Genomic DNA, 22,338 nt, shown 5'->3' with positions numbered 1-22,338 from the left:
CGCCGGTTCAGCCGGTTCGGCGTTCGTGCAGCAGGAGCAGCGCGTAGGCCGCGATGGACTGGGCGTCGGTCACCTCACCCGCGTGGATCATCTTCTCGAAGTCGGTGCGGCTGAACCACGCGGTGCGCATGTCCTGCTCCTCGTGCTCGCGTTCGTGCGCTCCCTCGGTGAGGCCGGTTGCGAGGAAGACGCGTCCGCGCTGGCTGGACATGCCGGGGGCGACGTCGAGCGGTCCCAGCTCGTGCATGGTGGCCGCGCGCAGACCGGTCTCCTCCCGGAGTTCGCGCGCGGCGAGTTCGCCGGCTTCGACGTCGGCCCGGTTCGGGGCGGTGCCCTGCGGGAACTCCCAGCGGCGCATGCCCAGCGGGTACCGGAACTGCTCGACGAGGTGCACGCGGTCCCCGTCGAGCGGGATCACCAGTGCGTAGTCGGGCTTGTCGATGACCCCGTAGATCCCGTCGGATCCGTCGTCGCGGCGGACGCCGTCCTCCCGCACGGTCATCCACGGATTCGCGTACACCTCGCGGCTGCTGGTCTGCTCCATGCGCCCCATCGTGCCGTCGATCGGGTGCGGACGTGCGCATGGGAACCTTCCTGTCACCCCACCCCGGCGAAGCCGCTGGTCAGGGCGTGGGTGACAGGAAGGTTCCCTTACTCCGCGGGGGCGTTGAGGCGCGATTTGCGGCGGCCGTAGCCGAAGTAGACGGCGAGGCCGAGCAGCGTCCAGATCGCGAAGGTCAGCCAGGTGACCGCGTCCAGCCCGGTGATCAGGTAGGCGCACAGCGCCAGGCCGAGCAGCGGCACGAACGGCATGAGCGGGGTGCGGAAGCTGCGGGGCAGTTCGGGGCGGGTGCGGCGCAGCACCACGACACCGATGTTGACCAGGCCGAAGGCCACCAGGGTGCCGATGCTGGTGGCTTCGGCGAGCTGGTTGAGCGGCACGACGGCGGCCAGCACCGCCACGAGCACGCCCACCAGCAGCGTGTTGCGGGCCGGGACCGCGCGGCGGTTGACGCGGGCGAGCACGGGCGGGACGAGCCCGTCACGCGACATCGACACCAGGATGCGGGTCTGCCCGTACAGGACGGTGAGCACGACCGAGGCGATGGCGATGACCGCTCCGAGGGCGAGCACGACGGCGGGCCAGCCCTGGCCGGTGACCATGCGCAGGGCGGTGGCCAGCGAGGCGTCGGATTCGCCCAGCGCTCCGGCGCCGACCGCGCCGACCGCGGCGAAGGCCACCAGCACGTAGATCGCGGTGACGATGACCAGCGACAGGATGATCGCCCTGGGCAGGTCGCGCTTGGGGTTGCGGGCCTCCTCACCTGCGGTGGAGGCGGCGTCGAAGCCGATGAAGGAGAAGAACACGGCCGAGGCCCCGACGGAGATGCCCGCGACGCCTGCCGGTGCGAAGGGGGTGAGGTTGCCGGAGTTGAACGCGGTGAAGGCGACCGCCACGAAGAACACCAGCACGGCGATCTTGAGGACGGTGGTGACGGTGGTGGCCCAGGCGCTCTCGCGCACGCCCAGCAGCAGCACGGCGGTGGCCAGCAGCACGACGATCGCGGCGGGCACGTTGACGACCCCGCCCTCGCCGGGTGGTGCGGCCAGCGCGTCCGGGATGGTCACACCGATGGTGCCCTGCAGGAATTCGTTGAGGTAGCCGCCCCAGCCGACGGCGACCGCGGCGACCGACACCCCGTACTCCAGCAGCAGGCACCAGCCGCAGATCCAGGCGATGATCTCGCCGAGGGTCGCGTAGGTGTAGGAGTAGGCGGAGCCGGAGACGGGAACGCTGCCGGCGAGCTCGGCGTAGGACAGCGCCGAGCACAGCGCGGCCAGGCCCGCGAGGACGAACGAGACGACGACGGCCGGGCCTGCCGCCGGTGCGGCTTCGGCGAGCACCACGAAGATGCCGGTTCCCAGCGTCGCGCCCACCGACAGCGCCACCAGCGGGACCAGGCCGAGGGTCCGGTTCAGCTCGCTGTGCGAGCCCTCGCTGGAGAGCTGTTCGGCTGGTTTGACGCGGAGCAGACTGCGGGCGAAAGACACGAGCGGTAACGGTAACTCCGGTGGTGGAGGGCCTGGTGGAGCGGGGCCTGACCGGGTGACCGACGTTGATCACCCGTGGGGGTGCTCGACATCGATCACCACGCCCGTACTCTGTGCCGAGTGCGACTCGTGATTGCCCGCTGCCAGGTGGACTACGTCGGACGCCTCACCGCGCACCTGCCGATGGCGCAGCGACTGCTGCTGGTGAAGGCCGACGGTTCGGTGTCGGTGCACTCCGACGACCGCGCCTACAAGCCGTTGAACTGGATGAGCCCGCCGTGCTGGCTCATCGAGGACCCCGACGTGTGGACGGTGCAGAACAAGGCCGGCGAGAAGCTGGTGATCACGGTCGACGAGGTGCTGCACGACTCCAAGCACGAGTTGGGTGCGGAGCCGGGCCTGGTCAAGGACGGTGTGGAGTCGCACCTGCAGGAGCTGCTGGCCGAGCACGTGACGACCCTGGGTGACGGGTGGTCGCTGGTGCGCCGGGAGTTCCCGACCGCGATCGGGCCGGTCGATCTGATGTGCCGGGACGAGGCGGGCAAGAGCGTCGCCGTGGAGATCAAGCGTCGCGGCGAGATCGACGGTGTCGAGCAGCTGACCCGCTACCTGGAGCTGCTCAACCGCGATCCGCTGCTGGCCCCGGTCTCGGGTGTGTTCGCCGCGCAGCAGATCAAGCCGCAGGCGCGGACCCTGGCCGAGGACCGCGGGATCCGCTGCGTCGTCCTGGACTACGACAAGCTCCGGGGCATCGAGCCCGACGAGTACCGCCTGTTCTGATCGCACGACCGCTCCCGTCGTCGCCGGGGTGCGGTCGGTGCCGTGGTGACAGGAAGGTTCCCTTCCTCAGGTCATCGGGGGATTCCTTCGCGAATGCCTTTTCCGGTGGGATCGGACCGCTCAAAAGTCGATCTTGATCGGTGTCGTGCGGATCGGTGATGACAGGAAGGTTCCCTTCCTCCGCGCGAGAATTGATCCAGACCATTCTTCTCGCTCGGATGGCGGCCGCGGTTCGGTCGCGAAGTGGCAGAAAGGTTTCCATCCTCGCGTCCCGCGCTGGGGGCGGGACGTGAGTGCGGATGGGGACGGCTGCGGGTGCCGGGTCAGCGGGACGCGTGGCCGGGGCAGTCGCAGAGGTGCGGGCGGGGTGCCGCGAGCGGGGCGAGCATCGCCGTCAGCTGCTGGAAGAGTCCTTCGTGGCGGGATTCGGCCGGTTCGGGGTGGTCGCTTCGGGAGCGCTCGGGCGGGTCTTCCGCGAGTCCTGCGCTGATCGCCAGGTCGATCCGGGCGTTCACGATTCCTCCCCGCATCGTTTCGAATGCATACTGTGACCATACAGTCACGGTGTGTCGAATTCGGCGGGATAATGCGTATATCACTCGCATGGCCCTGAGTGCTCACGGGGTGCACATGGGTGCGACCGGAAAGTCTCCTGCGTGACGCCACTCGGCGGAAGTTCCGTGATCGATTTAGTGTCTTCTCCAACGAATTGATATCGGCTTACGACCACTGCCTCATCTGTGCGGTACTGTCCGACCGCTATCGCGAATGTGGTGGTTCTCGTTTGACTTTGTTGGGTCTGTGGGAGGTGGGGCGGCAGTGCAGCTAGCCCAAGGTCAGCTACTCGACGCGAACGGCGTCGACTACGTGTTGTTGGCGCTGTATTTCGCGTTCGTACTGGGTATCGGCTGGCTGGCGAGGCGGGCCGTTTCAACCAGTCTTGACTTCTTCCTCTCCGGGCGCGCCCTGCCCGCGTGGGTGACTGGTCTGGCGTTCATCTCGGCGAACCTCGGCGCCATCGAAATCATCGGCATGTCGGCCAACGGTGCCGAATACGGCATGCCGACGATGCACTACTTCTGGATCGGTGCAGTCCCGGCCATGCTGTTCCTCGGCGTGGTCATGATGCCGTTCTACTACGGCTCCAAGGTCCGAAGCGTTCCCGAATTCATGCTTCGCCGATTCGGCAAAGCGGCGCACCTGGTCAACGGCATCTCCTTCGCCCTCGCCCAGGTCCTCATCGCCGGCGTGAACCTCTACCTGCTGGCCAGCATCGTCAACGCCCTGCTCGGCTGGCCGCTGTGGGTCTCGGTCCTGGTCGCCGCGCTGATCGTGCTCTCCTACACCGCGCTGGGCGGCCTGTCCGCCGCCATCTACAACGAGGTGCTGCAGTTCTTCGTGATCGTCGCGGCGCTGCTGCCGCTGACCATCGTCGGTCTCGTCAAGGTCGGCGGTGTGCAGGGCCTGGTCGACAAGGTCACCGCCAGCAAGGGCGGCGCCGAGCAGCTGACCGCCTGGCCCGGGGCCGAGCTGACCGGTTTCGCGAACCCCGTCCTCAGCGTCATCGGTCTGATCTTCGGCCTCGGCTTCGTGCTGTCCTTCGGCTACTGGACCACGAACTTCGTCGAGGTCCAGCGCGCGATGGCCTCCAAGTCGATGTCGGCCGCGCAGCGGACCCCGATCATCGGTGCCTTCCCGAAGATGTTCATCCCGTTCATCGTGATCATCCCCGGCATGATCGCCGCAGTGATCATCCCGGAGATGACCAACTACAAGCTGACCGAGCAGGGTCCCTACGACTACAACGACGCGATCCTGCTGATGATGCGAGACCTGCTGCCCAACGGCATCCTCGGCATCGCGCTCGCCGGTCTGCTGGCGTCGTTCATGGCTGGTATGGCCGCGAACCTGTCGTCGTTCAACACGGTGTTCACCTATGACATCTGGCAGGCGTACATCGTCAAGAACAAGCCGGACAGCTACTACCTGCAGATGGGCCGGTGGGTCACCGTCGGCGCCACCATCGCCGCCGTGGGCACCGCGTTCATCGCCTCCGGCTATGAGAACCTGATGGACTACCTGCAGCAGCTGTTCTCGTTCTTCAACGCGCCGCTGTTCGCGACCTTCATCCTCGGTATGTTCTGGAAGAGGATGACCGCCCACGCCGGTTGGTCCGGTCTGGTGTTCGGTACGGCCTCGGCCATCACGGTCTACGCTCTGGCTGAGACCGGGGTGTGGGACCTGCCCGGTCAGGGCGCGAGCTTCGTCGGTGCCGGTGCGGCCTTCGTGGTCGACGTCGTCGTCAGCGTCGTGGTCTCGCTGGCCACCAAGCCGAAGACCGATGAGCAGCTGGTCGGGCTCGTGTGGGGCCTGACGCCGAGGGACAACCTGAAGGCGTCCACCACCGGCGAGGACGCCGGCTGGTACCGGCGCCCGGGCCTGCTGGCGGGCATCGCGCTGATCCTGATCATCGCCCTCAACATCATCTTCGGCTGAGCCAGGACTGGGAGGAAATCTCATGGCTAGTGAAGGTTCGGGGCACAGCGCAGGTGCCTTCGACATTCGCACGGTGATCGCGCTGCTGTTCGCGATCTACGGCGTCGTTCTGGTCGTGCTCGGCTTCATCCAGCCGCAGGCCGAGATCGACAAGGCCGCAGGACTCAACATCAACCTGTGGGCCGGTGTCGGCATGGTGGTGTTCGCGGCGGTGTTCATCGCCTGGGCGCGACTGCGCCCGATCACCGTCCCCGACGACGTCGAAGGCGGCAGCACCGCCGAATGACGTGATCCGAGATCGCCCGAGACGGCGTCCGCTCCCGATGGGTGCGGGCGCCGTCTTGCATTTCGGCACCGATTCCCCGGATCCCGCCCCCATTTCAAGATCCGCTGGCTACCGTGACGGCCGGAGCGCAGCTGACAAGTGGACCAGTGGTCAACGCCCCGTGTCCAGCACATGAGTCGGGCGGTACAGGACGGTTCTTTCCCGACCCGTGATTTCGTAGGCTGCACCGTGACAACGACCGTCGTAATGGTGGGAGGCCGGCCATGACCCAGACCGCCCGTGAGAACGTCGAGGAGATCGCCGACGCGCGGACCGAGACGTTCGAGTCGATCGATCCGCGCACCGGCGAGGTGGTGGGCGAGCATCCGATCCACGACGCGGAGACGGTCGGCAACCGGGTCGCGGCCGCGCGCGAGGCGCAGGCGGCGTGGGACGAACTCGGCTTCTCCGGCCGCAAACAGCATCTCGACAGCTGGCGGAAACTCCTGGTCAAACGCCTCGACGAGCTGGCGGGCGTGATCTGCGCGGAAACCGGCAAGCCGCTCGAGGACGCCAAGCTCGAACTGGTCCTGGTCATCGACCACCTCGCCTGGGCCACCTCCAACGCCGAGAAGGTTCTCAAGCGCCGCAAGGTCTCCCCCGGCGTGCTGATGTCGAACCAGACCGCCACGGTCGAATACCTCCCGTACGGCGTCGTCGGTGTCATCGGCCCCTGGAACTACCCGGCCTTCACGCCCATGGGCTCCATCGCCTACGCGCTCGCCGCGGGCAACGCCGTGGTGTTCAAGCCCAGCGAGCTCACCCCCGGGGTGGGGGAGTGGCTGGTCAAGAGCTTCGCCGAGGCCGTGCCCGAGCACCCGGTGTTCCAGCTGGTGACCGGCTACGGGTCCACCGGTGCCGCGCTGTGCAAGGCCGGTGTGAACAAGGTGGCCTTCACCGGCTCCACCGCCACCGGCAAGCGCGTGATGGCCTCCTGCGCGGAGAACCTCATCCCGGTGCTCGTCGAGTGCGGCGGCAAGGACGCCCTCATCGTCGACGCCGACGCCGACCTGGCGGCCGCCGCCGACGCGGCCGTGTGGGGCGCCATGTCCAACGCGGGCCAGACCTGCATCGGCGTCGAGCGCGTCTACGTGCACGAAGCCGTCGCCGACCGGTACCTGAAGATGGTCAGCGACCGCGCCGCCAAGCTGCGGCCGGGCGGCGAGCCCGGCGCCGACTTCGGCCCCATCACGATGGCCTCGCAGGTCGACATCATCCGCGGCCACATCGACGACGCCATCAACCGCGGCGGCCGCGCCGTGATCGGCGGCCGGGACTCGGTGCGCCCGCCGTTCGTCGAGCCCGTGGTGATCGCCGACGCCCCCGAGGACTCCACCGCCATCACCGAGGAGACCTTCGGCCCGACCCTCGTGGTGCAGCGGGTCAAGGACGTGGACGAGGCCATCACCCTCGCCAACGCCACCAACTACGGCCTCGGCGGCACCGTGTTCTCCCGCGCCCGCGGGATGGAGCTGGCCCGCCGGCTGCGCAGCGGCATGGTCGCGGTCAACTCGGTGATCGCCTTCGCCGGTGTGCCCGCGCTTCCCTTCGGCGGGGTCGGCGACTCCGGCTTCGGCCGGATCCACGGCGCCGACGGCCTGCGCGAATTCGCCCGCCCGCAGTCGGTCACCCGGACCAAGTTCACCATCCCGCTCAACCCGATGAGCTTCGCCCGCCCCAAGGGCACCGTGAGCACCGTCGTCAAGCTCATCAAGGTGCTGCGCGGCCGCTGAGCGGATCGGGTCCACCGCGGCCGGTGTTTTGGCTTGCGCCCGTGGTGACAGGAAGGTTCCCTTGCTCGCATCCCCCTGGGTCTCGTCCGAGGGGGATGCGCGCGGGCGCTCGTCCCGGGCAGAGTTGACCGCGCACGGTTGATCGCGCCGAGTCCGTGGAGCGACGTCGGCGGCGGGAGCGCAGGCAGGGAGGCCAGCGGGTGAAGAAGATCATCAACGAGCCGGCGGACGTGGTCGCCGAGGCGTTGCGGGGCGTGGCCGCGGCCCACCCCGAGCTGCTCCGGGTGCAGACCGATCCGGCGGTGATCGTCCGCGCCGACGCCCCGGTGCAGGGCCAGGTCGCCGTCATCTCCGGCGGCGGATCCGGCCACGAGCCGCTGCACGGCGGCTTCGTCGGCGCGGGCATGCTCGCCGCGGCCGTGCCCGGCGCGGTGTTCACCTCCCCGACCCCGGACGCGGTGCAGGCGGCCATCACCGCCGCCCACGGCGGCTCCGGGGCGCTGCTGCTGGTCAAGAACTACACCGGCGACGTCCTCAACTTCGAGACCGCCGCCGAGCTCGCCGCCATCGAGGACATCGACGTGCGCAGCGTCGTCATCGACGACGACGTCGCGGTCAAGGACTCCACGCACACCGCCGGTCGCCGCGGTGTCGGCGGCACCGTGATGGTGGAGAAGATCGTCGGTGCCGCGGCCGCGCGAGGTGACAGTCTCGACGCGTGCGAGCAGCTCGCCCGCAAGGTCGTCTCCCAGGTGCGCTCGATGGGCATGGCGCTCAGCGCCCCCACCGTGCCGCACGCCGGGCAGCCCAGCTTCGAGCTCGCCGACGACGAGATGGAGATCGGCATCGGCATCCACGGCGAACCCGGCCGGGCGCGGGTGCCGATGGGCACCGCCGACGAGATCGTGGCGCGGCTGCTCGACCCGATCCTGGAGGACCTGCCGTTCACCGAGGGCGACGAGGTGCTGCTGTTCACCAACTCCATGGGCGGCACCCCGCAGCTGGAGCTGTACCTGGCGCACGGCATCGCCGAGCGGCTGCTGGCCGAACGCGGCATCACCGTGCGCAGGCGACTCGTCGGCCCCTACGTGACGAGCCTGGAGATGCAGGGCATGAGCTTGACGCTGCTGAAACTGGACGACGAGCTCACCGAGCTCTGGGACGCGCCCGTGCGCACCGCGGCGCTGCACTGGTGAGGAGGAGTCCCGGAATGGGTTGCACAGCACAGGACATCACCACCGCACTGCGGGCCGGTGCCGCCGTCGTCGCCGAGCACCGCGACGAGCTGATCCAGCTGGACCGCGAGATCGGCGACGCCGACCACGGCGAGAACATGGACCGCGGATTCCGCGCCGTCATCGCGAAGCTGGACACGGCGGGCCCGGAAACCCCGGCCGCCACGTTGAAGCTCGCCGCCACCGTCCTCATCTCCACCGTCGGCGGCGCCTCGGGCCCCCTCTACGGCACGGCGTTCCTGCGCGCGGCCACGGCCGTCGGTGACGACACCGAGCTCGACGGCCGGGCTGTCGCCGCGGCGCTGCAGGCCGGGATGGAGGGCGTCGTCGCGCGCGGCCGCGCCGAGGTCGGCGACAAGACGATGATCGACGCGCTGTCCCCCGCGGTCGAAGCCGCCCGCAGCGTGGCCGAGTCCGGGGCCGACGGCGCCAAGGTGCTGGCGGCCGCCGCCGAGGCCGCGCACCAGGGCGCCCAGGACACCGAAGGGCTCGTCGCCCGCAAGGGCCGCGCCTCCTACCTGGGTGAGCGCAGCGCCGGGCACGTCGACCCCGGTGCGCGTTCCACCGCGCTGCTGTTGACCGCGTTCGCCGAAGCCGCAGGAGCCCGATCATGACCGTGGGACTGGTCGTCGTCTCGCACAGCACCGGCCTCGCCGAGGGCGTCGCGGAACTCGCCGGGCAGATGGCTCCGGAGGTGCGCATCGTCCCGGCGGGCGGGCTGCCCGACGGCGGGATCGGCACCGACTTCGAGAAGGTCTCGGCCGCGCTGTCGGACGCCGACACCGGCGCCGGGGCGGTCGTGCTCTACGACCTGGGCAGCGCGCAGATGGTCGCCGATCTCGCAGTGGAGACGCTGGGCGATCCCGACAGCGCGCTGGTCGTGGACGCCCCGCTGGTGGAGGGAGCGGTTGCCGCGGCCGTCTCGGCCCAGGGCGGCAACGACATGAAGACCGTCGCCCAAGCCGCCGAGAGCGCCCGGGGCAGCGCGGACGCCGCAGCGGCCGAACCGGCCGGCGCCGCGCCGGACACCGGCGGCCAGGTCACCAGGGAGCTGGAGCTGACCAACGAGGTCGGTCTGCACGCTCGCCCGGCCGCCCTGCTGGCCCGCAGCCTCACCGGGTTGCAGGCCACGGTCAAGATCGGGCTCGGCGACAAGCAGGCCGACGCGGCCAGCGTCCTCGGCCTGATGGGGCTCGGCGCACGCAAGGGCGACCACCTCACCCTGACCGCCGACGGTCCCGACGCGGTCCAAGCGGTCGAGCGCATCCTCGACCTCGCCCGCCGCGACTTCGACGAGTAGCCCGCGACCGGTGCAAGGGAACCTTCCTGTCATCTCCGCGGCAGGAAGGTTCCCTCGTGCGCGCCGCCGTGACAGGAAAGTTCCCTTGCACCATCCCCGCCGGTGTTGATCACTGCGTTCCAAGGTCATCGGGGGCTAGGCTGAGTTGATGTCGCCGCGCCGCCACCGAGGCATGTTGCTGCTGGTGCTGTGCTGGGTGCTGCTCGCCGCGTGCACGGCGCAGCCCACCACCGAGATCGCCGGCTCCAGACCGGTCGACACGAGCGCCCGCGCGATGCTCGGTGATCTCCGCACCCTCGATCCCTGCACGCTCGCCGACACGGCGGCTTTGCAGCGCTTCGGCGCGGTGTCGAACGCGGGAATCGTGTCGCTGGACTACTGCCTGCTGCACCTCAAGCCCGATGACCGCACGCTCATCCAGCTGGCCGTCGGCGAGCTGACCGGCCCCGACAGCGACCGGCCGGGCGATCCGGTCGTGCCGCAGGGGGCGTTGAACATCGTGCAGAACGCACCGGTCCCGGGGCACTGCACGCGCCGGGTGCGGTTCGGTGACGGTGTTTCGTTGCAGGTCAGCGCCGATCTGCTTGCGGGAGAACCGGGTGCCGGGCTGTGCGGCATCGCCGATGCCGGTGCCGAGGCGGTCGCCGGCGCGGTCCAGCAGGGACGTGCCGGTCACCGCGACTTCCCGCCGAACTCGCTGGCCCTGGTCGACCCGTGCGCCGTGCTGGACACGGCCGCGGTGAACCAGGTGCCGGGGTTGGAAGAGGCGCGACCCCGGCCGTCCGTCGGTGGCCACCAGTGCTCGTGGGGCGAGCAGTCCGCGGACGCGCCGCGCGTGCAGTTGCAGCACACCGCCGGCGAACCGCCCAGGATCCTGCACGGGGCCGCCGTGGAGGAGCCGGTGGACGGGCGCCGCACCGTGCTCAGCGTCGTCGGCGGTGACCCGCAGGTTCCCCTGTGCTCGGCGGAGACCGGGCACATCCCCTTCGGCACCGTCGCGGGGCAGGTCGAGGTCGCCCAGCTCGTCGTCGCGGTACCCGGCGAGACCGGCACCGATGCCTGCGCCTACGCCCGCGGACTGGCCCGGTTGGCATGGCCGAACCTGCCGCCCGCGAATCCCTGAGCGCCGAACCGGTTACCGTTGTTGTCGTGCCTCGACGCAATCGACAGCAGCGCCACAAGGGTCTTCGCGCGGACACCAGTCACCGCGGAGCCGGCACCGCCTACGGGGCGTCCCGCGTCGAGCAGGGCCCGGACGGCGACTGGATGGTGCGCACCGTTCCCGCCGCGCAGGCCACCAAGATCTACCGCTGCCCGGGCTGCGACCACGAGATCCAGGTCGGCATCGCCCACGTGGTGGCCTGGCCGGAAGCGGAGCTCGGCGGCGTCGACGAGCGCAGGCACTGGCACAGCGGCTGCTGGAAGGCGAGGGCCCGGCGCGGCCCGACGCGCCGCTGGTCGTAGCGCGCGCCACAGGCGCGCAGGTCACCACGAGCGGACCACCCTTTCGTGGCAGGATCGGGTTCGATGAGCACCGAGATCCGCGCCAACACGATGCTGCCCGCCCGCCGCGAGCAGATCACCCTGCACACCGCTGACGGGCTGGAACTGATCGGTGAGCTGGCCCTGCCCGAGCCCGGGCAGCCGCGCGCCACCCTGATCTGCCTGCATCCGCTGCCCACCCACGGCGGCATGATGGACTCGCACATCTACCGCAAGGCCGCGTTCCGGCTGCCCGCGCTGGCCGACATCGCGGTGCTGCGCTTCAACACCCGCGGCACGGTCAGCGAGGCGGGCCGCAGCCAGGGCAGCTTCGACAACGGCGACTCGGAGCGCTTCGACGTCGCGGCGGCCCTGGAGTACGCGGAGTTCCACGACCTGCCCAACGTGTGGCTGGTCGGCTGGTCCTTCGGCACCGACCTGACCTTGGTGCACGGCCTGGACCCGCTGGTGGAGGGCGCGGTGCTGATCTCGCCGCCGCTGCGCTGGTCCACCGAGGACCACCTGCGCGCGTGGGGCGAGTCGGGCAAGCCGGTGCACGCCCTGATCCCGGAGTTCGACGACTACCTGCGGCCGGACGAGGCCCGCGAGCGCTTCTCCCTCATCCCGCAGGCGCAGGTCACCGGCTTCACCGACACCAAGCACCTGTGGGTCGGCAAGGCGGAAGCCGCGTTGGACGCCATCGTGCAGGCCGTCGCCCCCGACGTCGCCACACCGCTGCCGCGCACCTGGGACGGGCCGTCGGAGACCCGCCAGGTCACCATCGTCAACTCCTGAACCGGCGGTGGGGTGACAGGAAGGTTCCCATGCTCACGTCAGCGGCTCGGGAACCGACCACCGGTAGAGCACTTCGGGTTCGCCGTCGTGGAGGCGTTCCCGGACGCGTTCGAAACCCAACTTGTCGGCGACCCGGATCGCGGGGGTGTTGCGGACCGAGGTGGCGATGACGACGGGCAGCCGCGGCCGGTTGTGGTGCGCCCACCGCAGGGCCGCGTGGCCCATCTCGGGGGCGTAGCCGCGACCCCAGGCGTCCGGCAGGAACCGGAAGTAGAGGTTGAGGACCTCCTCGGCGTCGTCGACGCATTCCCGCAGGCCACCGAAACCCAGCACGTCGCCGGAGGCCGCCGACACCACCGTCCAGTAGCCGATGCCGCGGGTGTCCCAGTCGCGCTGGACGCCGTCGAGCAGCCGCAGCGACCGGTCCCGGTCGCGTGGCGCGACGCCGGGGAAGACGTGGGTTTCGGGGCTGGTGTGCACCTCGATGAACGGTTCGGTGTCGGTGGGCAGCGGGCGCCGCAGCAGGAGCCGGCGGGTGCGGATCTCCGAGGGGAGGGCTGTCCGGCAGGATGGTTCCCGTGCACTACATCGAATCGGGAGCCGGAACGCCGCTCGTGCTGCTGCACGCCTTCCCCGTCGACGCGCGCATGTGGGATCCGCTGCGCGTCCGGTTGGAGGAGCAGGTCCGGGTCATCACGCCGGATCAGCGGGGCCTGGGGGAGAGCGCGTTGGACGGGTCGTGGGCGCGCGGCATGCTCGACGAGCGGTCGGCTTCGCTGATCGTCGACCGGCCGGGTGTGGATGTGGCGGCCGCGGACGTGGTGGAGCTGCTCGACCGGTTGGAGCTGCCGCGGGTGGTGCTGGGCGGCTGCTCGATGGGCGGGTACGTGGCCTCGGCGGTGCTGCGGGCCGCGCCGCAGCGGGTCGCGGGCCTGCTGCTGGTGGACACCAAGGCCCCCGCCGACACCGAGGGGCAGCAGGCCAATCGGCTCGGCGTGGCCACGCGGGCCGAGAAGGAGGGCACGTCCGGGTGGCTGGCCGAGAGCATGTTGTCGAACCTGCTGGGTGCGAGTACGCGGCAACGGCGCCCGCAGGTCGTGGAGGAGCTGCGGGCGCTGATCGAGGCGCAGCCCGCCGACGGGGTGGCCTGGGCGCAGCGGGCGATGGCGTCGCGGCCTGACAGCCTCGCCGCGCTGCGCGCTTTCGAGGGGCCGGCGATGGTCGTCGTCGGTTCCGAGGACACCATCACCCCGCCGGAGGCGGCTCGGGAGATGGTCGATGCGTTGCCGAACGGCGAGCTGGTCGAGCTGCCCGGGGTGGGGCACCTGCCGTCGCTGGAAGCCCCGGACGCGCTGGCTCGGGTGCTGCTGCCGTGGTTGGCGAGCATCGACGTGTGACTAGTCGTCGGTGCCGGGGTCCTGTTCCTTCCCGCGTTGGGCGGATTCCGGCGTGCGCTCTTCGCGCCGGAACCGCTCCGCGGTTTCGCTGGGCAACATGAAGTACCGGCCCGAGTCGCGCTGGCCGCGCGATCGGGTTCCGGTGGTGTCACTTCGGGGCTCGTTGTCCGCCATCGATGGGTCCTCTCCTGGGGCGTCGGCTCACGGCCAACCTCGCCCATAGAGAGAGCGCTGCTCCAAAACGATGACGCGCAATCACCTGACCAGCGGAAATTCGGTCAGCTCTGCTGGTTGGCGTTCACCCGGTCGGACTCCTGCGCGTGCTCCTCGGACTGCTGCTCGCCGGGCACCGGGAGTTGGATGCGGCGGGTCGGTTCGTCCGCGGAGAGCTGCTTGCGCTGGATCTTGTCGGTGGGCTCGTCGACCGACGGCTTCGGCGAACCGCCCTGGCCGGGGGTGCGCTTGGGCAGCCCCGAGTCGGTCACGGCCTTCTCGGAGCGGCCGGACGCGTCCTGGCCGGTTGTTCCCGGGTTGGGCGCGTCGTGGATCTCGCCGGTTTCGCGGCCGTCGCGGGCGATGGCTTCCTCGGCGTCCTTGCGGGCCTGCTCGCGGGCTTCCACCGCGGCCACGCGGAGCTTCTCCTCCTCGGCGTCCTCGAGGTCGAGGCGTTCCAGCAGCGGCGTGGTCTGGCCGAGCAGTTCCGCGGCGTCGCGCAGCTTCTTGGCGACGGTGTCGCGCAGCTGGGTGAGCGAGTGGACGTGCTCGTCGGCCTGGGCGAGCCGGCGCTGCACCTCCTCGGTGGTGGCGCCGAGCCTGCGCTGCGCGTCCGCCCGGGTGGCGGCGACCAGGCGCTTGGCCTCGCGGGTGGCCACGTCGATGCGCCGGGTGGCTTCCTCGGTGCACTCGCGGATCATCCGTTCGGACTTGTCGGTGGCCTCGGCGACGAGGCGCTCGGCCTCCTGCTTGGCCTCCTGGATGCGGCGCTGCGCGGCTTCCTTGCTGGAGGCTTCGCGGGCGTGGGCGGCCTCGGTCGATTCGCGTTCGAGCTTCTCGGCGGCCTCGGTGGAGTCCTTCTCGAGCTTCTCGGCCTTGGCGGTGGCCTCGCTGACCAGCGTGTTGGCCTGCTCGGTGGCTTCCTGGACGCGGCGGTGGGCCTCGTTGGTGCCTTCGCGCAGCCTGCGGTTGGCCTCTTCGGTGGCTTCGCGGACGCGGCGTTCGGCCTCGGACTTGCTGGTGGCCTCCTGCTCGGCGAGGGCCCGCATGGACTCGGTGCGGCGGGCCGACATGGCGATCTCGAAGTCCTCTTCCACCTGGATGCGGTGGGCTTCGGACTCCTCGTCGGCGCGCTTGCGGTTCTCCTCGGCCTCGCGTGTGATGCGTTCGGCCTCGGCCTTCGCGCCCTCCATCAGCGACCGGTGCTCGGTCTCCATCTCGCTGCGACGGCTGTCGACCTCGCTGATCAGCCGCTCGTAGCGGGTGCGCAGGTTGACGGCCTCGGCTTCGGAGCGGGCGCGGATCTGGGAGGCGTCGCTCTCGGCGCGGGAGCGGATGTCGGCGGCCTCGTCCTGGGCCAGGCGGAGCATGCGCTGCAGCCGCTCGCTGAGGCCTTCGAGGGTTGTCGGCGGCTTGGCCAGCCGGTCGACCTGGCCGCGCAGGCTCTCGATCTCGGACCGTGCCGCTTCGAGCTGCTTGGACAGGTCGGCGGCCTGCGACACCGCGGCATCCCGGTCAGAGGTGAGGATGCGGATGTCGGCGTCCAGGCGCTCGAGGTGCTCGTCGACCTGGGCGCGGTCGTAGCCGTTCTTGCGAGCGAGATCGAAGCCCGATCCCAGTGGCAGCAAATCGCGGTCGTCGGCAAGGCCCATGACAACCAAGCTACCTGGTAGCCGACGTTGTTGTGGGAGGTGCGGCTGGGTCTCGGGAGGATTTTCCTCACCTCGGGTCACCGGGGGTGCGGACCGCGAAAAACCCGCTATTGACCGGCTGGCCAACCAAGAGTGAACATGGACTGGTCAACTCGGACATGACGGAGGTGATCGACGTGGCCGACAGGTCGAGCGCTTCGGCTTCGAAGCCGTGGGTCCGCTGGCAGGACTGGGTCGGGGTCGTCCTCGGCGCCTATCTCGTCCTCGCCACCATGTGGACGTCGACGAACGGGTCCGCGATGTCGGCGATGATCGTGCTGGGCGCGCTGCTGCTCATCGCGAGCGTGTGGTCGCTGGCGATGCCGGGCTCGATGACCAGCGAGTACAGCCACATGCTGCTGGGTGTGCTGCTGTTCATCTCCCCGTGGGTCCTCGGCTACACCGAGATGATGGCGGCGTCGTGGACCTCGTGGATCGTGGGCGTGCTGGCGGTGATCGCCGGTGCGGCGGCACTGCCCGAAGCCAACGCGAGCCACCGCGGGATCGCGGGGCAGCACTGACCCCATCGCACCGCTTCCTCCTCCGAGATGTTCGACGCGGGCCCGAGGCGGTGACGTGCACGGTTGCGACAAACGCGCGGCCCGGCGGTAACCTCCGGGCCGCGCTTTTCGTGTTCATCCCGCCAGGAGGAGGTCGGGCACATGTCGAACGAGGTGGGCGAACGAGCCCGTCGACGCCCGTCCACTTCGGACTCCGACGACGACCGCGGTGCGAGCACCCGGGAGCGGATCCTCACCGCGGCCGGTGAGCTGTTCGCCGAGCACGGTTTCAACGCGACCCCGACCTCCCGCATCGCCGAGCGCGCCGAGGTCCCCAAGGGACTCATCCACTACTACTTCCGCCGCAAGCAGGACCTGCTGGCCGCGCTCGTGGAACGGCTGCCCGACGAGGAGATCGTCTCCGACGCGCTGGTCGTGCGCGGCGACGTGGCGGCCAGCCTGCGTCGCCTGGTCGGCGAACTCGACGCCCGCCTGGAGTCGTCGATGCTGCTCAGCCACCTGCTGTGGCGGGAAGCCGACACCCACGACGCGGTGCGCCAGGCCATGCAGCAGCGCTTCGGGGTGGTGGTCGAGCAGATCCGCCGGGTCATCGAGCTGGCCATGCCGCGCGGACTGGCGGGCTGCGACATCGAGGCGGCCGCCATGCTGCTGGCCCGGGTCGTCAACCACCGGCACTCGGTGGCCCGCCACCGCACCGGTGACGACGAGCTCGACCGCGAGATCGGTTTCATCGCCAAGGCCCTCGAACTCGGCGCGGGCAACGCGGCGGTCGAGCCCGCCTGAATCCCGGCCTTGTGGCCGGGTGTTCGCGGCACTAGACACTCCCGCAGGTGATCACTGCGGCAGGTTGGGGTGGGCATTGAGCGCGTTCGTCTTTCCCGTCGGCAAGGACTCATCGCGACCGGTTTCGGCATCGCCGGGGCGGGTGCCATGACCTCGGTCGGTGATGCCGCGCCCGACCCGGCGTCCTACCCCGTGACGGGGCTGGCCGAGGAGGTCGAGCTCGTCGAGGACCGCTACGGCGTCCCGCACCTCTACGCCCGCAACGAGGACGACCTCTTCCTCGCGCAGGGCTTCAACGCGGCACGGGAACGTCTCTTCCAGATCGACCTGTGGCGGCGGCGCGGCCTCGGCCGGCTCGCCGAGGTCCTCGGCCCCGACCACGTCGAGCAGGACCGGGCCACCAGGCTGTTCCTCTACCGCGGCGACATGGACGCCGAGTGGGCTCGCTACTCCGACGACGCCCGGCACATCGCCACCCGGTTCACCCAGGGCATCAACGCCTACCTCGACTGGCTCGACGAGCACCCCGAGCGGATGCCCGAGGAGTTCGGCATCCTCGGCTACCGGCCCGCGCGCTGGGACCCGGCCGACGTGGTGCGCATCCGCAGCCACGGGCTCACCCGCAACCTGGAGAGCGAGGTGGAACGGTCCCGCGTGGTCTGCGCCGCGGGCGTGGAGGCCGACCTCGTCCGCCAGGGCCTGCAACCCGAGCACCGCACCGTCGTGCCGGACGGGTTCGACCCGTGCGCGCTGCCCGACGACGTGCTGGAGGTCTTCGACCTGGCCACCCAGGACGTCGAGTTCCGGGACGGATCCGTGCGTCGCGTCGTCCGCGACGCCACCACCGAGGGCAGCAACAACTGGGTCGTCAGCGGCGAGCGCACCGCGACGGGACGTCCCGTGCTGGCCAACGATCCGCACCGCGCCTACTCGACCCCTTCGCTGCGCTACATCGCGCACCTGTCCGCGCCGGGCCTGGACGTGATCGGCGCGGGAGAACCGGCGCTGCCCGGCATCTCCATCGGGCACAACGGCACGGTCGCGTTCGGGTTGACGATCTTCCCGGTGGACCAGGAGGACCTCTACGTCTACGAGCTCGACCCGGCCGACGCCACCCGCTACCGCTACGGCTCGGTATGGGAGTCGATGACGCTGCTGCGCGAAACCGTGCGGGTGCGCGGCGAAGCGGACCGCGAGGTGGAACTGGCCTTCACCCGGCACGGCCCGGTCATCCGCGTCGACCGCGACCGCCACCTCGCCTACGCGGTGCGCACCGCCTGGCTGCAACCGGGGATGTCGCCGTACTTCGGCAGCATCGCCTACATGCGGGCGCGGAACTTCACCGAGTTCACCCGCGCCATGCGCGATTGGGGCGCTCCCACCGAGAACCAGGTCTACGCCGATGTGGACGGCAACATCGGCTGGGTGCCGGGTGGTCTGGCGCCCCGGCGCGTCGGTTACGACGGGCTGCTGCCCGTTCCCGACGACGGCCGCTACGAGTGGGACGGTTTCCACTCGGGCGACGACCTGCCGCGGTTGCTCAACCCGGATGAGGGGTTCATCGCGACCGCCAACCAGTTCAACCTGCCCGCCGAGCACCAGAACCTGGGACTCGGCTACGAGTGGACCAACCCGTTCCGCCACCAGCGGATCGTGGAGGTCCTGTCCCGCCAGCACCGGCACACCGTCGAGGACTCGCAGCTGCTGCAGAACGACCAGCTGTCGCTGCCCGCCCGCCGGATCCAGGCGCTGCTGTCGGGTGTGGACAGCGGCGAGGCCGATCTGCGCCGCGCGCTGCGGCTGCTGCGCGACTGGGACGCGGTGCTGGGGGCGGATTCGGCCGCGGCCGCGCTGTTCGAGGTGTGGCGCTCCAGGCACCTGGGGCCGGGTTTCGCGCGCGCCGCGGTCCCGAAGGCCGCCCGGCACATCGAGAGCGTCGACGATCTGGTGATGCTCACCGAGCTGGAGAACCCCGGCCGCTGGTTGCCGGACGCGGCGGCCCGCGACCGGCTGCTGCTGGAGACCCTGCGTGCCGCCTACGCCGAGGTGCGGGAACTGCTGGGGCGTTCCGAGAGCACGTGGCGGTGGGGGCGCTTGCACCACAGCTACTTCGCGCACCCGGCCTCGGACGCGTTCACCGAGGCCCAGCGCGCCCGCTTCGACGTCGGCCCGCTCCCGCGCGGCGGTTCGCCTGCGACGGTGAACCAGTCCTCGTACCGGGTCGAGGACTTCCGCCAGACCAACGGCCCGTCGTTCCGGATGGTCCTCGACGTCGGCGACTGGGACCGCTCGGTCGCGGTGAACACGCCCGGCCAGTCCGGCGACCCGTCCGACCCGCACTACCGCGACCTCGCCGAGCGGTGGCGCAAGGGAACCTTCTTCCCACTCGCCTACAGCCGGGCGGCCGTCGAAGCCCTGGCGGAACGCAGGATCCGCCTCGTCCCGGCTTGATCCGGTCAGCGCGACGCGGCGGCGGGTCCACTTCGGACCCGCCGCCGCTGCGTTCGGGGGTCAGTGACCGGTGGCGGCGGGTTCGACGAGTTCGACGAGAACGCCGCCGGCGTCCTTGGGGTGGACGAAGTTGATGCGGCTGTCCGCGGTGCCGCGGCGCGGCTGGTCGTAGAGGAGGCGCAGGCCCTTGGCCTTGAGGGCGGCCATCGCGGCTTCGACGTCGGTGACCCGGTAGGCGAGCTGTTGCAGGCCGGGGCCGTTCTTGTCGAGGAACTTGGCGATCGTGGAGTCCTCGCGCAGCGGTGCGAGCAGCTGGATCTGGGTCGCGCCGGTGGTGTCTCCGGGGGCGCGCAGCATCGCTTCGCGGACGCCCTGCTCCTCGTTCTCCTCGGAGTGTGCGACTTCCAGGCCGAAGGTGTCGCGCTGGAACGCGATGGCCTCGTCGAGGTCGGGGACCGCGATGCCCACGTGATCGATTGCCGTGACCAGGTCGTTCAGTTCCGCTCGCATGGGTGGCAGCGTAGCCGTCGCGGAAACCGTGGGAAAAGCGGCGAAATCCGAAGATCGGATTGCCCCAACAGGGGGAGTCGGGCGCGCTGCCCCGGAGGTGAGCATGTGGCTTGTTCACGTGGAAGGGGCAGAAATGGTCAAGACGCAACACGTGCGCGGGCTCGCCGGGTTGGCCCTCGTCGTCGGGTTCGCCGCTGCGACAACGGCTCCCCTCGCTCACGCGGCCGGAGGTGACGGGACCATCAGCGGCGGTGGCGGGCCCAATCCGCGCGCCGAGCAGATGAGCCGGGACCGCGGGTGGGTGGCGCCCCTCGCAGAGCTGCACTTCGGTGCCGAGCCCTACGCGGCGGTCGAATCCGCGGCCACCGACGCGGCCGAGGCGGCCGACTGCGGCATCAGCGCCACCGCCGCCACCTATCTGACGCTGTCGACGACCTGGCCGGAAGTGTCCCCGTCCGGCCAATCCCCGTCGCCGATGACGCTGTCCCGCTACGACGACCAGACCTCGCTGGCCGACCCCGAGCAGCGCGCCGAAGGGCTGTTCTTCAACCCCGGTGTCGGCATCTGGCAGCTCGACTCCGCGGGGCTCGGTGCGGAGGAAACGGCCGCCACCGCCATCGACAGCACCACCGCCGCCGCCACGATGGCGTCCCACATGGTCGGCAAGTACTGCTCGGCCATCAACGCCGGCAACGGCGAAGCCCAGGCCCGCGCCTCCGCCTGGGCCGACTGGCACGCCTGCGACTCCGGCGCCTGCGAGGACGTCTACCAGCGGCTCGCCGCCGACGGCGTCACCCAGGACGACGGCGTCGGCCGCTACGGCGGCGCCGAGATGCGCACCTGCACCTTCGAAGGCGCCGAGTACGACTGCCTCCGCGTCGACCCCGCCGCAGCCCAGGGCGAGGACGCCTGGACCTCACCCGACTACGGGCCGGCCCCGGTGCCCGCCCCCTTCTACGCCTTCACCTACACCGAGGACGGCGTCGACTACGAGGTCCGCTACTGGCTCAAGAGCGACTCCGGCGCCGACACCGACGTGTCGGCTTCCCGGGAACTGGGGGTGGACGCGCGCAGCAAGCTCTCCTGGTCGGAGGAGACGTCGCTGTGCGACATCACCACCGGAACCGGCAACTGCTGAGCGCCCGGGGGCGGGTGTGAGCATGGGAACCTTCCTGTCATCCGGCCCCCGGCGAAACCGCAGGACGGGAACCTTTCGCTCACCCGCCTGCCCCGCTTATGGCAGTCGTCACAAGCGGGGCGGGCGTGGTTCGCGGGTATGGTCCCCAGGGCGTTCGCGGGCGATGATGGACGCGAGCCGAGAACGTGATGTGTCGACGATGACCGGGAGGCAGTCGTGAGTGGTTCTGTGATCGTTGCGGGCGCGCGGACCCCGATGGGACGACTGCTCGGTTCGCTCAAGGACTTCTCCGGCGCGCAGCTGGGCGGGATCGCCATCAAGGCCGCGCTGGAGCGCGCCGGTGTCGCACCGGAGCAGGTCGAGTACACGATCATGGGTCAGGTGCTGACCGCCGGGGCCGGTCAGATCCCGGCTCGCCAGGCCGCCGTGGCCGCCGGCATCCCGATGGACGTGCCCGCGCTGACCATCAACAAGGTGTGCCTGTCCGGGCTCGACGCGATCGCGCTGGCCGACCAGCTGGTGCGGGCCGGTGAGTTCGACATCGTCGTGGCCGGTGGCCAGGAGTCGATGACCCAGGCGCCGCATCTGCTCACCGGGTCTCGCGAGGGCTTCAAGTACGGCGACACCACGATGCTCGACCACATGGCGCACGACGGTCTGTTCTGCGCGTTCGACCAGGTCGCGATGGGTCTGTCGACGGAGAAGCACAACTCCCGCTACGGGCTGACCCGCGAGGAGCAGGACGCGTTCTCCGCCCGCTCCCACCAGCGCGCCGCGGCCGCGATCGACTCCGGCGTGTTCGCCGAGGAGATCGCCCCGGTCGAGATTCCGCAGCGCAAGGGCGACCCGGTGGTGTTCGACACCGACGAGGGCGTGCGCGGCAACACCACCGCCGAGACCCTCGGCAAGCTGCGCCCGGCGTTCTCCGCCGACGGCACGATCACCGCGGGCTCGGCCTCGCAGATCTCCGACGGCGCCGCCGCCGTCGTGGTGATGAGCAAGGCCAAGGCGCAGGAGCTGGGCCTGGACTACCTGGCCGAGATCGGTGCGCACGGCGTGGTCGCCGGGCCCGACGCGAGCCTGCACGAGCAGCCGTCCAACGCCATCGCCAAGGCCTGCGGTAAGGCCGGTGTCGAGGCGGGCGACCTGGACCTGGTGGAGATCAACGAGGCCTTCGCCGCGGTCGGCATCGTCTCGACCCGCAAGCTGGGCATCGACGAGGACAAGGTCAACGTCAACGGCGGCGCGATCGCGCTGGGCCACCCGATCGGCATGTCCGGTGCCCGGCTCGCCCTACACCTGGCCCTCGAGCTCAAGCGGCGCGGGGGCGGCACGGGTGCCGCGGCGCTGTGCGGCGGCGGCGGTCAGGGCGATGCGCTGCTGCTGACCGTCCCCTCGGCCTGATCCGGGTCTCCCCGGGAATTCCCTGAGAGGGA

General features: G+C 70.4%; 23 protein-coding genes. 16 read left to right on the top strand and 7 right to left on the bottom strand.

Features of this window, described 5'->3' with window-relative positions:
• Window positions 1–7: 7 nt before the first annotated feature.
• The gene (locus tag BM424_RS03475) at window positions 8–544 is read right to left on the bottom strand and encodes an NUDIX domain-containing protein (RefSeq protein WP_093413613.1); all 537 of its coding nucleotides are present in this window, start codon (window positions 542–544) and stop codon (window positions 8–10) included.
• 107 nt (window positions 545–651) lie between these two features.
• Entirely contained in the window at window positions 652–2,052 is a 1,401-nt protein-coding gene (locus BM424_RS03470; RefSeq protein WP_093413611.1) for an amino acid permease, read from the bottom strand.
• Between the two features lie 120 nt (window positions 2,053–2,172).
• On the opposite strand from BM424_RS03470, the gene nucS reads away from it, so the two are divergent.
• The gene (gene nucS, locus BM424_RS03465; protein WP_093413610.1) at window positions 2,173–2,832 is read left to right on the top strand and encodes an endonuclease NucS; all 660 of its coding nucleotides are present in this window, start codon (window positions 2,173–2,175) and stop codon (window positions 2,830–2,832) included.
• A gap of 323 nt (window positions 2,833–3,155) precedes the next feature.
• Here nucS and BM424_RS03460 read toward each other — a convergent pair whose 3' ends face one another.
• The gene (locus BM424_RS03460; RefSeq protein WP_093413608.1) at window positions 3,156–3,347 is read right to left on the bottom strand and encodes a hypothetical protein; all 192 of its coding nucleotides are present in this window, start codon (window positions 3,345–3,347) and stop codon (window positions 3,156–3,158) included.
• A 253-nt stretch (window positions 3,348–3,600) separates the two neighbouring features.
• Here BM424_RS03460 and BM424_RS03455 point away from each other — a divergent pair, with 253 nt between their 5' ends.
• The 9 genes from BM424_RS03455 (at window position 3,601) to BM424_RS03415 (ending at window position 12,198) form a co-directional block, all read left to right on the top strand.
• Window positions 3,601–5,328, top strand: coding sequence for a sodium:solute symporter family protein (locus BM424_RS03455; protein WP_093413607.1), 1,728 nt, complete (start codon window positions 3,601–3,603; stop codon window positions 5,326–5,328).
• A gap of 22 nt (window positions 5,329–5,350) precedes the next feature.
• On the top strand, window positions 5,351–5,614 hold the full coding sequence (locus BM424_RS03450; protein WP_093413605.1) for a hypothetical protein: 264 nt from the start codon (window positions 5,351–5,353) through the stop codon (window positions 5,612–5,614).
• Between the two features lie 263 nt (window positions 5,615–5,877).
• Window positions 5,878–7,386 carry an aldehyde dehydrogenase family protein gene (locus BM424_RS03445; RefSeq protein WP_093413603.1) on the top strand — a complete coding sequence of 503 codons (1,509 nt, stop codon included), beginning with the start codon at window positions 5,878–5,880 and terminating at the stop codon, window positions 7,384–7,386.
• 200 nt (window positions 7,387–7,586) lie between these two features.
• On the top strand, window positions 7,587–8,582 hold the full coding sequence (dhaK, locus tag BM424_RS03440) for a dihydroxyacetone kinase subunit DhaK (RefSeq protein WP_093413602.1): 996 nt from the start codon (window positions 7,587–7,589) through the stop codon (window positions 8,580–8,582).
• 14 nt (window positions 8,583–8,596) lie between these two features.
• Complete coding sequence (gene dhaL / locus BM424_RS03435) at window positions 8,597–9,235, top strand: dihydroxyacetone kinase subunit DhaL (protein WP_093413600.1); 639 nt, start codon at window positions 8,597–8,599, stop codon at window positions 9,233–9,235.
• Window positions 9,232–9,921, top strand: coding sequence for a dihydroxyacetone kinase phosphoryl donor subunit DhaM (gene dhaM, locus BM424_RS03430; RefSeq protein WP_175547916.1), 690 nt, complete (start codon window positions 9,232–9,234; stop codon window positions 9,919–9,921). The genes dhaL and dhaM overlap by 4 nt, the downstream gene beginning before the upstream one ends.
• A gap of 148 nt (window positions 9,922–10,069) precedes the next feature.
• Window positions 10,070–11,044 (top strand): DUF3558 family protein, encoded by a 975-nt coding sequence (locus BM424_RS03425; RefSeq protein ID WP_093413597.1) that lies wholly within the window; start codon window positions 10,070–10,072, stop codon window positions 11,042–11,044.
• A 26-nt stretch (window positions 11,045–11,070) separates the two neighbouring features.
• Window positions 11,071–11,385 (top strand): hypothetical protein, encoded by a 315-nt coding sequence (locus BM424_RS29040; RefSeq protein ID WP_217649615.1) that lies wholly within the window; start codon window positions 11,071–11,073, stop codon window positions 11,383–11,385.
• A 63-nt stretch (window positions 11,386–11,448) separates the two neighbouring features.
• Window positions 11,449–12,198: an alpha/beta hydrolase gene (locus tag BM424_RS03415; RefSeq protein ID WP_093413595.1), complete on the top strand. Its 750-nt coding sequence runs from the start codon at window positions 11,449–11,451 to the stop codon at window positions 12,196–12,198.
• 33 nt (window positions 12,199–12,231) lie between these two features.
• Here BM424_RS03415 and BM424_RS03410 read toward each other — a convergent pair whose 3' ends face one another.
• A complete protein-coding gene (locus BM424_RS03410; RefSeq protein ID WP_281248680.1) occupies window positions 12,232–12,720 on the bottom strand; it encodes a GNAT family N-acetyltransferase in 489 nt (162 codons plus the stop codon).
• 56 nt (window positions 12,721–12,776) lie between these two features.
• Between BM424_RS03410 and BM424_RS03405 the strand changes: the two genes are divergently transcribed.
• The gene (locus BM424_RS03405; RefSeq protein WP_245775579.1) at window positions 12,777–13,595 is read left to right on the top strand and encodes an alpha/beta fold hydrolase; all 819 of its coding nucleotides are present in this window, start codon (window positions 12,777–12,779) and stop codon (window positions 13,593–13,595) included.
• Here BM424_RS03405 and BM424_RS28685 read toward each other — a convergent pair whose 3' ends face one another.
• Window positions 13,596–13,769, bottom strand: a complete 174-nt coding sequence (locus BM424_RS28685) for a hypothetical protein (RefSeq protein ID WP_175547915.1) — start codon at window positions 13,767–13,769, stop codon at window positions 13,596–13,598.
• A gap of 104 nt (window positions 13,770–13,873) precedes the next feature.
• A complete protein-coding gene (locus BM424_RS29795) occupies window positions 13,874–15,460 on the bottom strand; it encodes a coiled-coil domain-containing protein (RefSeq protein WP_093413590.1) in 1,587 nt (528 codons plus the stop codon).
• 158 nt (window positions 15,461–15,618) lie between these two features.
• On the opposite strand from BM424_RS29795, the gene BM424_RS03395 reads away from it, so the two are divergent.
• From BM424_RS03395 to BM424_RS03385, 3 genes are all read left to right on the top strand, one after another.
• Window positions 15,619–16,020: an SPW repeat protein gene (locus BM424_RS03395; RefSeq protein WP_093413589.1), complete on the top strand. Its 402-nt coding sequence runs from the start codon at window positions 15,619–15,621 to the stop codon at window positions 16,018–16,020.
• 141 nt (window positions 16,021–16,161) lie between these two features.
• The gene (locus BM424_RS03390; RefSeq protein WP_093413587.1) at window positions 16,162–16,803 is read left to right on the top strand and encodes a TetR/AcrR family transcriptional regulator; all 642 of its coding nucleotides are present in this window, start codon (window positions 16,162–16,164) and stop codon (window positions 16,801–16,803) included.
• 147 nt (window positions 16,804–16,950) lie between these two features.
• Window positions 16,951–19,254 (top strand): penicillin acylase family protein, encoded by a 2,304-nt coding sequence (locus BM424_RS03385; RefSeq protein ID WP_093413586.1) that lies wholly within the window; start codon window positions 16,951–16,953, stop codon window positions 19,252–19,254.
• Window positions 19,255–19,314: 60 nt separating this feature from the next.
• Here the strand turns inward: BM424_RS03385 and mce are convergent, their stop codons facing one another.
• The gene (mce, locus tag BM424_RS03380) at window positions 19,315–19,764 is read right to left on the bottom strand and encodes a methylmalonyl-CoA epimerase (protein WP_093413584.1); all 450 of its coding nucleotides are present in this window, start codon (window positions 19,762–19,764) and stop codon (window positions 19,315–19,317) included.
• 133 nt (window positions 19,765–19,897) lie between these two features.
• Between mce and BM424_RS03375 the strand changes: the two genes are divergently transcribed.
• Complete coding sequence (locus BM424_RS03375) at window positions 19,898–20,902, top strand: hypothetical protein (protein WP_093413582.1); 1,005 nt, start codon at window positions 19,898–19,900, stop codon at window positions 20,900–20,902.
• A gap of 216 nt (window positions 20,903–21,118) precedes the next feature.
• On the top strand, window positions 21,119–22,306 hold the full coding sequence (locus tag BM424_RS03370; RefSeq protein WP_093413580.1) for an acetyl-CoA C-acetyltransferase: 1,188 nt from the start codon (window positions 21,119–21,121) through the stop codon (window positions 22,304–22,306).
• Window positions 22,307–22,338 lie beyond the last annotated feature (32 nt).

It is taken from the genome of Saccharopolyspora flava (assembly GCF_900116135.1).
Lineage (GTDB): Bacteria > Actinomycetota > Actinomycetes > Mycobacteriales > Pseudonocardiaceae > Saccharopolyspora > Saccharopolyspora flava.
The sequence above is the reverse complement of the archived record's forward strand: the minus strand, read 5'-3'. Positions and strand labels throughout refer to the sequence as shown.

Coding starts and splice junctions, on each gene's coding strand:
- BM424_RS03475 (WP_093413613.1), bottom strand. CDS start 544: ATGGAGCAGACCAGCAGCCGCGAGGTGTACGCGAATCCGTGGATGACC.
- BM424_RS03455 (WP_093413607.1), top strand. CDS start 3,601: ATGTGGTGGTTCTCGTTTGACTTTGTTGGGTCTGTGGGAGGTGGGGCG.
- BM424_RS03450 (WP_093413605.1), top strand. CDS start 5,351: ATGGCTAGTGAAGGTTCGGGGCACAGCGCAGGTGCCTTCGACATTCGC.
- BM424_RS03445 (WP_093413603.1), top strand. CDS start 5,878: ATGACCCAGACCGCCCGTGAGAACGTCGAGGAGATCGCCGACGCGCGG.
- dhaL (WP_093413600.1), top strand. CDS start 8,597: ATGGGTTGCACAGCACAGGACATCACCACCGCACTGCGGGCCGGTGCC.
- dhaM (WP_175547916.1), top strand. CDS start 9,232: ATGACCGTGGGACTGGTCGTCGTCTCGCACAGCACCGGCCTCGCCGAG.
- BM424_RS03425 (WP_093413597.1), top strand. CDS start 10,070: ATGTCGCCGCGCCGCCACCGAGGCATGTTGCTGCTGGTGCTGTGCTGG.
- BM424_RS03415 (WP_093413595.1), top strand. CDS start 11,449: ATGAGCACCGAGATCCGCGCCAACACGATGCTGCCCGCCCGCCGCGAG.
- BM424_RS28685 (WP_175547915.1), bottom strand. CDS start 13,769: ATGGCGGACAACGAGCCCCGAAGTGACACCACCGGAACCCGATCGCGC.
- BM424_RS29795 (WP_093413590.1), bottom strand. CDS start 15,460: ATGGGCCTTGCCGACGACCGCGATTTGCTGCCACTGGGATCGGGCTTC.
- BM424_RS03395 (WP_093413589.1), top strand. CDS start 15,619: ATGACGGAGGTGATCGACGTGGCCGACAGGTCGAGCGCTTCGGCTTCG.
- BM424_RS03390 (WP_093413587.1), top strand. CDS start 16,162: ATGTCGAACGAGGTGGGCGAACGAGCCCGTCGACGCCCGTCCACTTCG.
- BM424_RS03385 (WP_093413586.1), top strand. CDS start 16,951: ATGACCTCGGTCGGTGATGCCGCGCCCGACCCGGCGTCCTACCCCGTG.
- mce (WP_093413584.1), bottom strand. CDS start 19,764: ATGCGAGCGGAACTGAACGACCTGGTCACGGCAATCGATCACGTGGGC.
- BM424_RS03375 (WP_093413582.1), top strand. CDS start 19,898: ATGGTCAAGACGCAACACGTGCGCGGGCTCGCCGGGTTGGCCCTCGTC.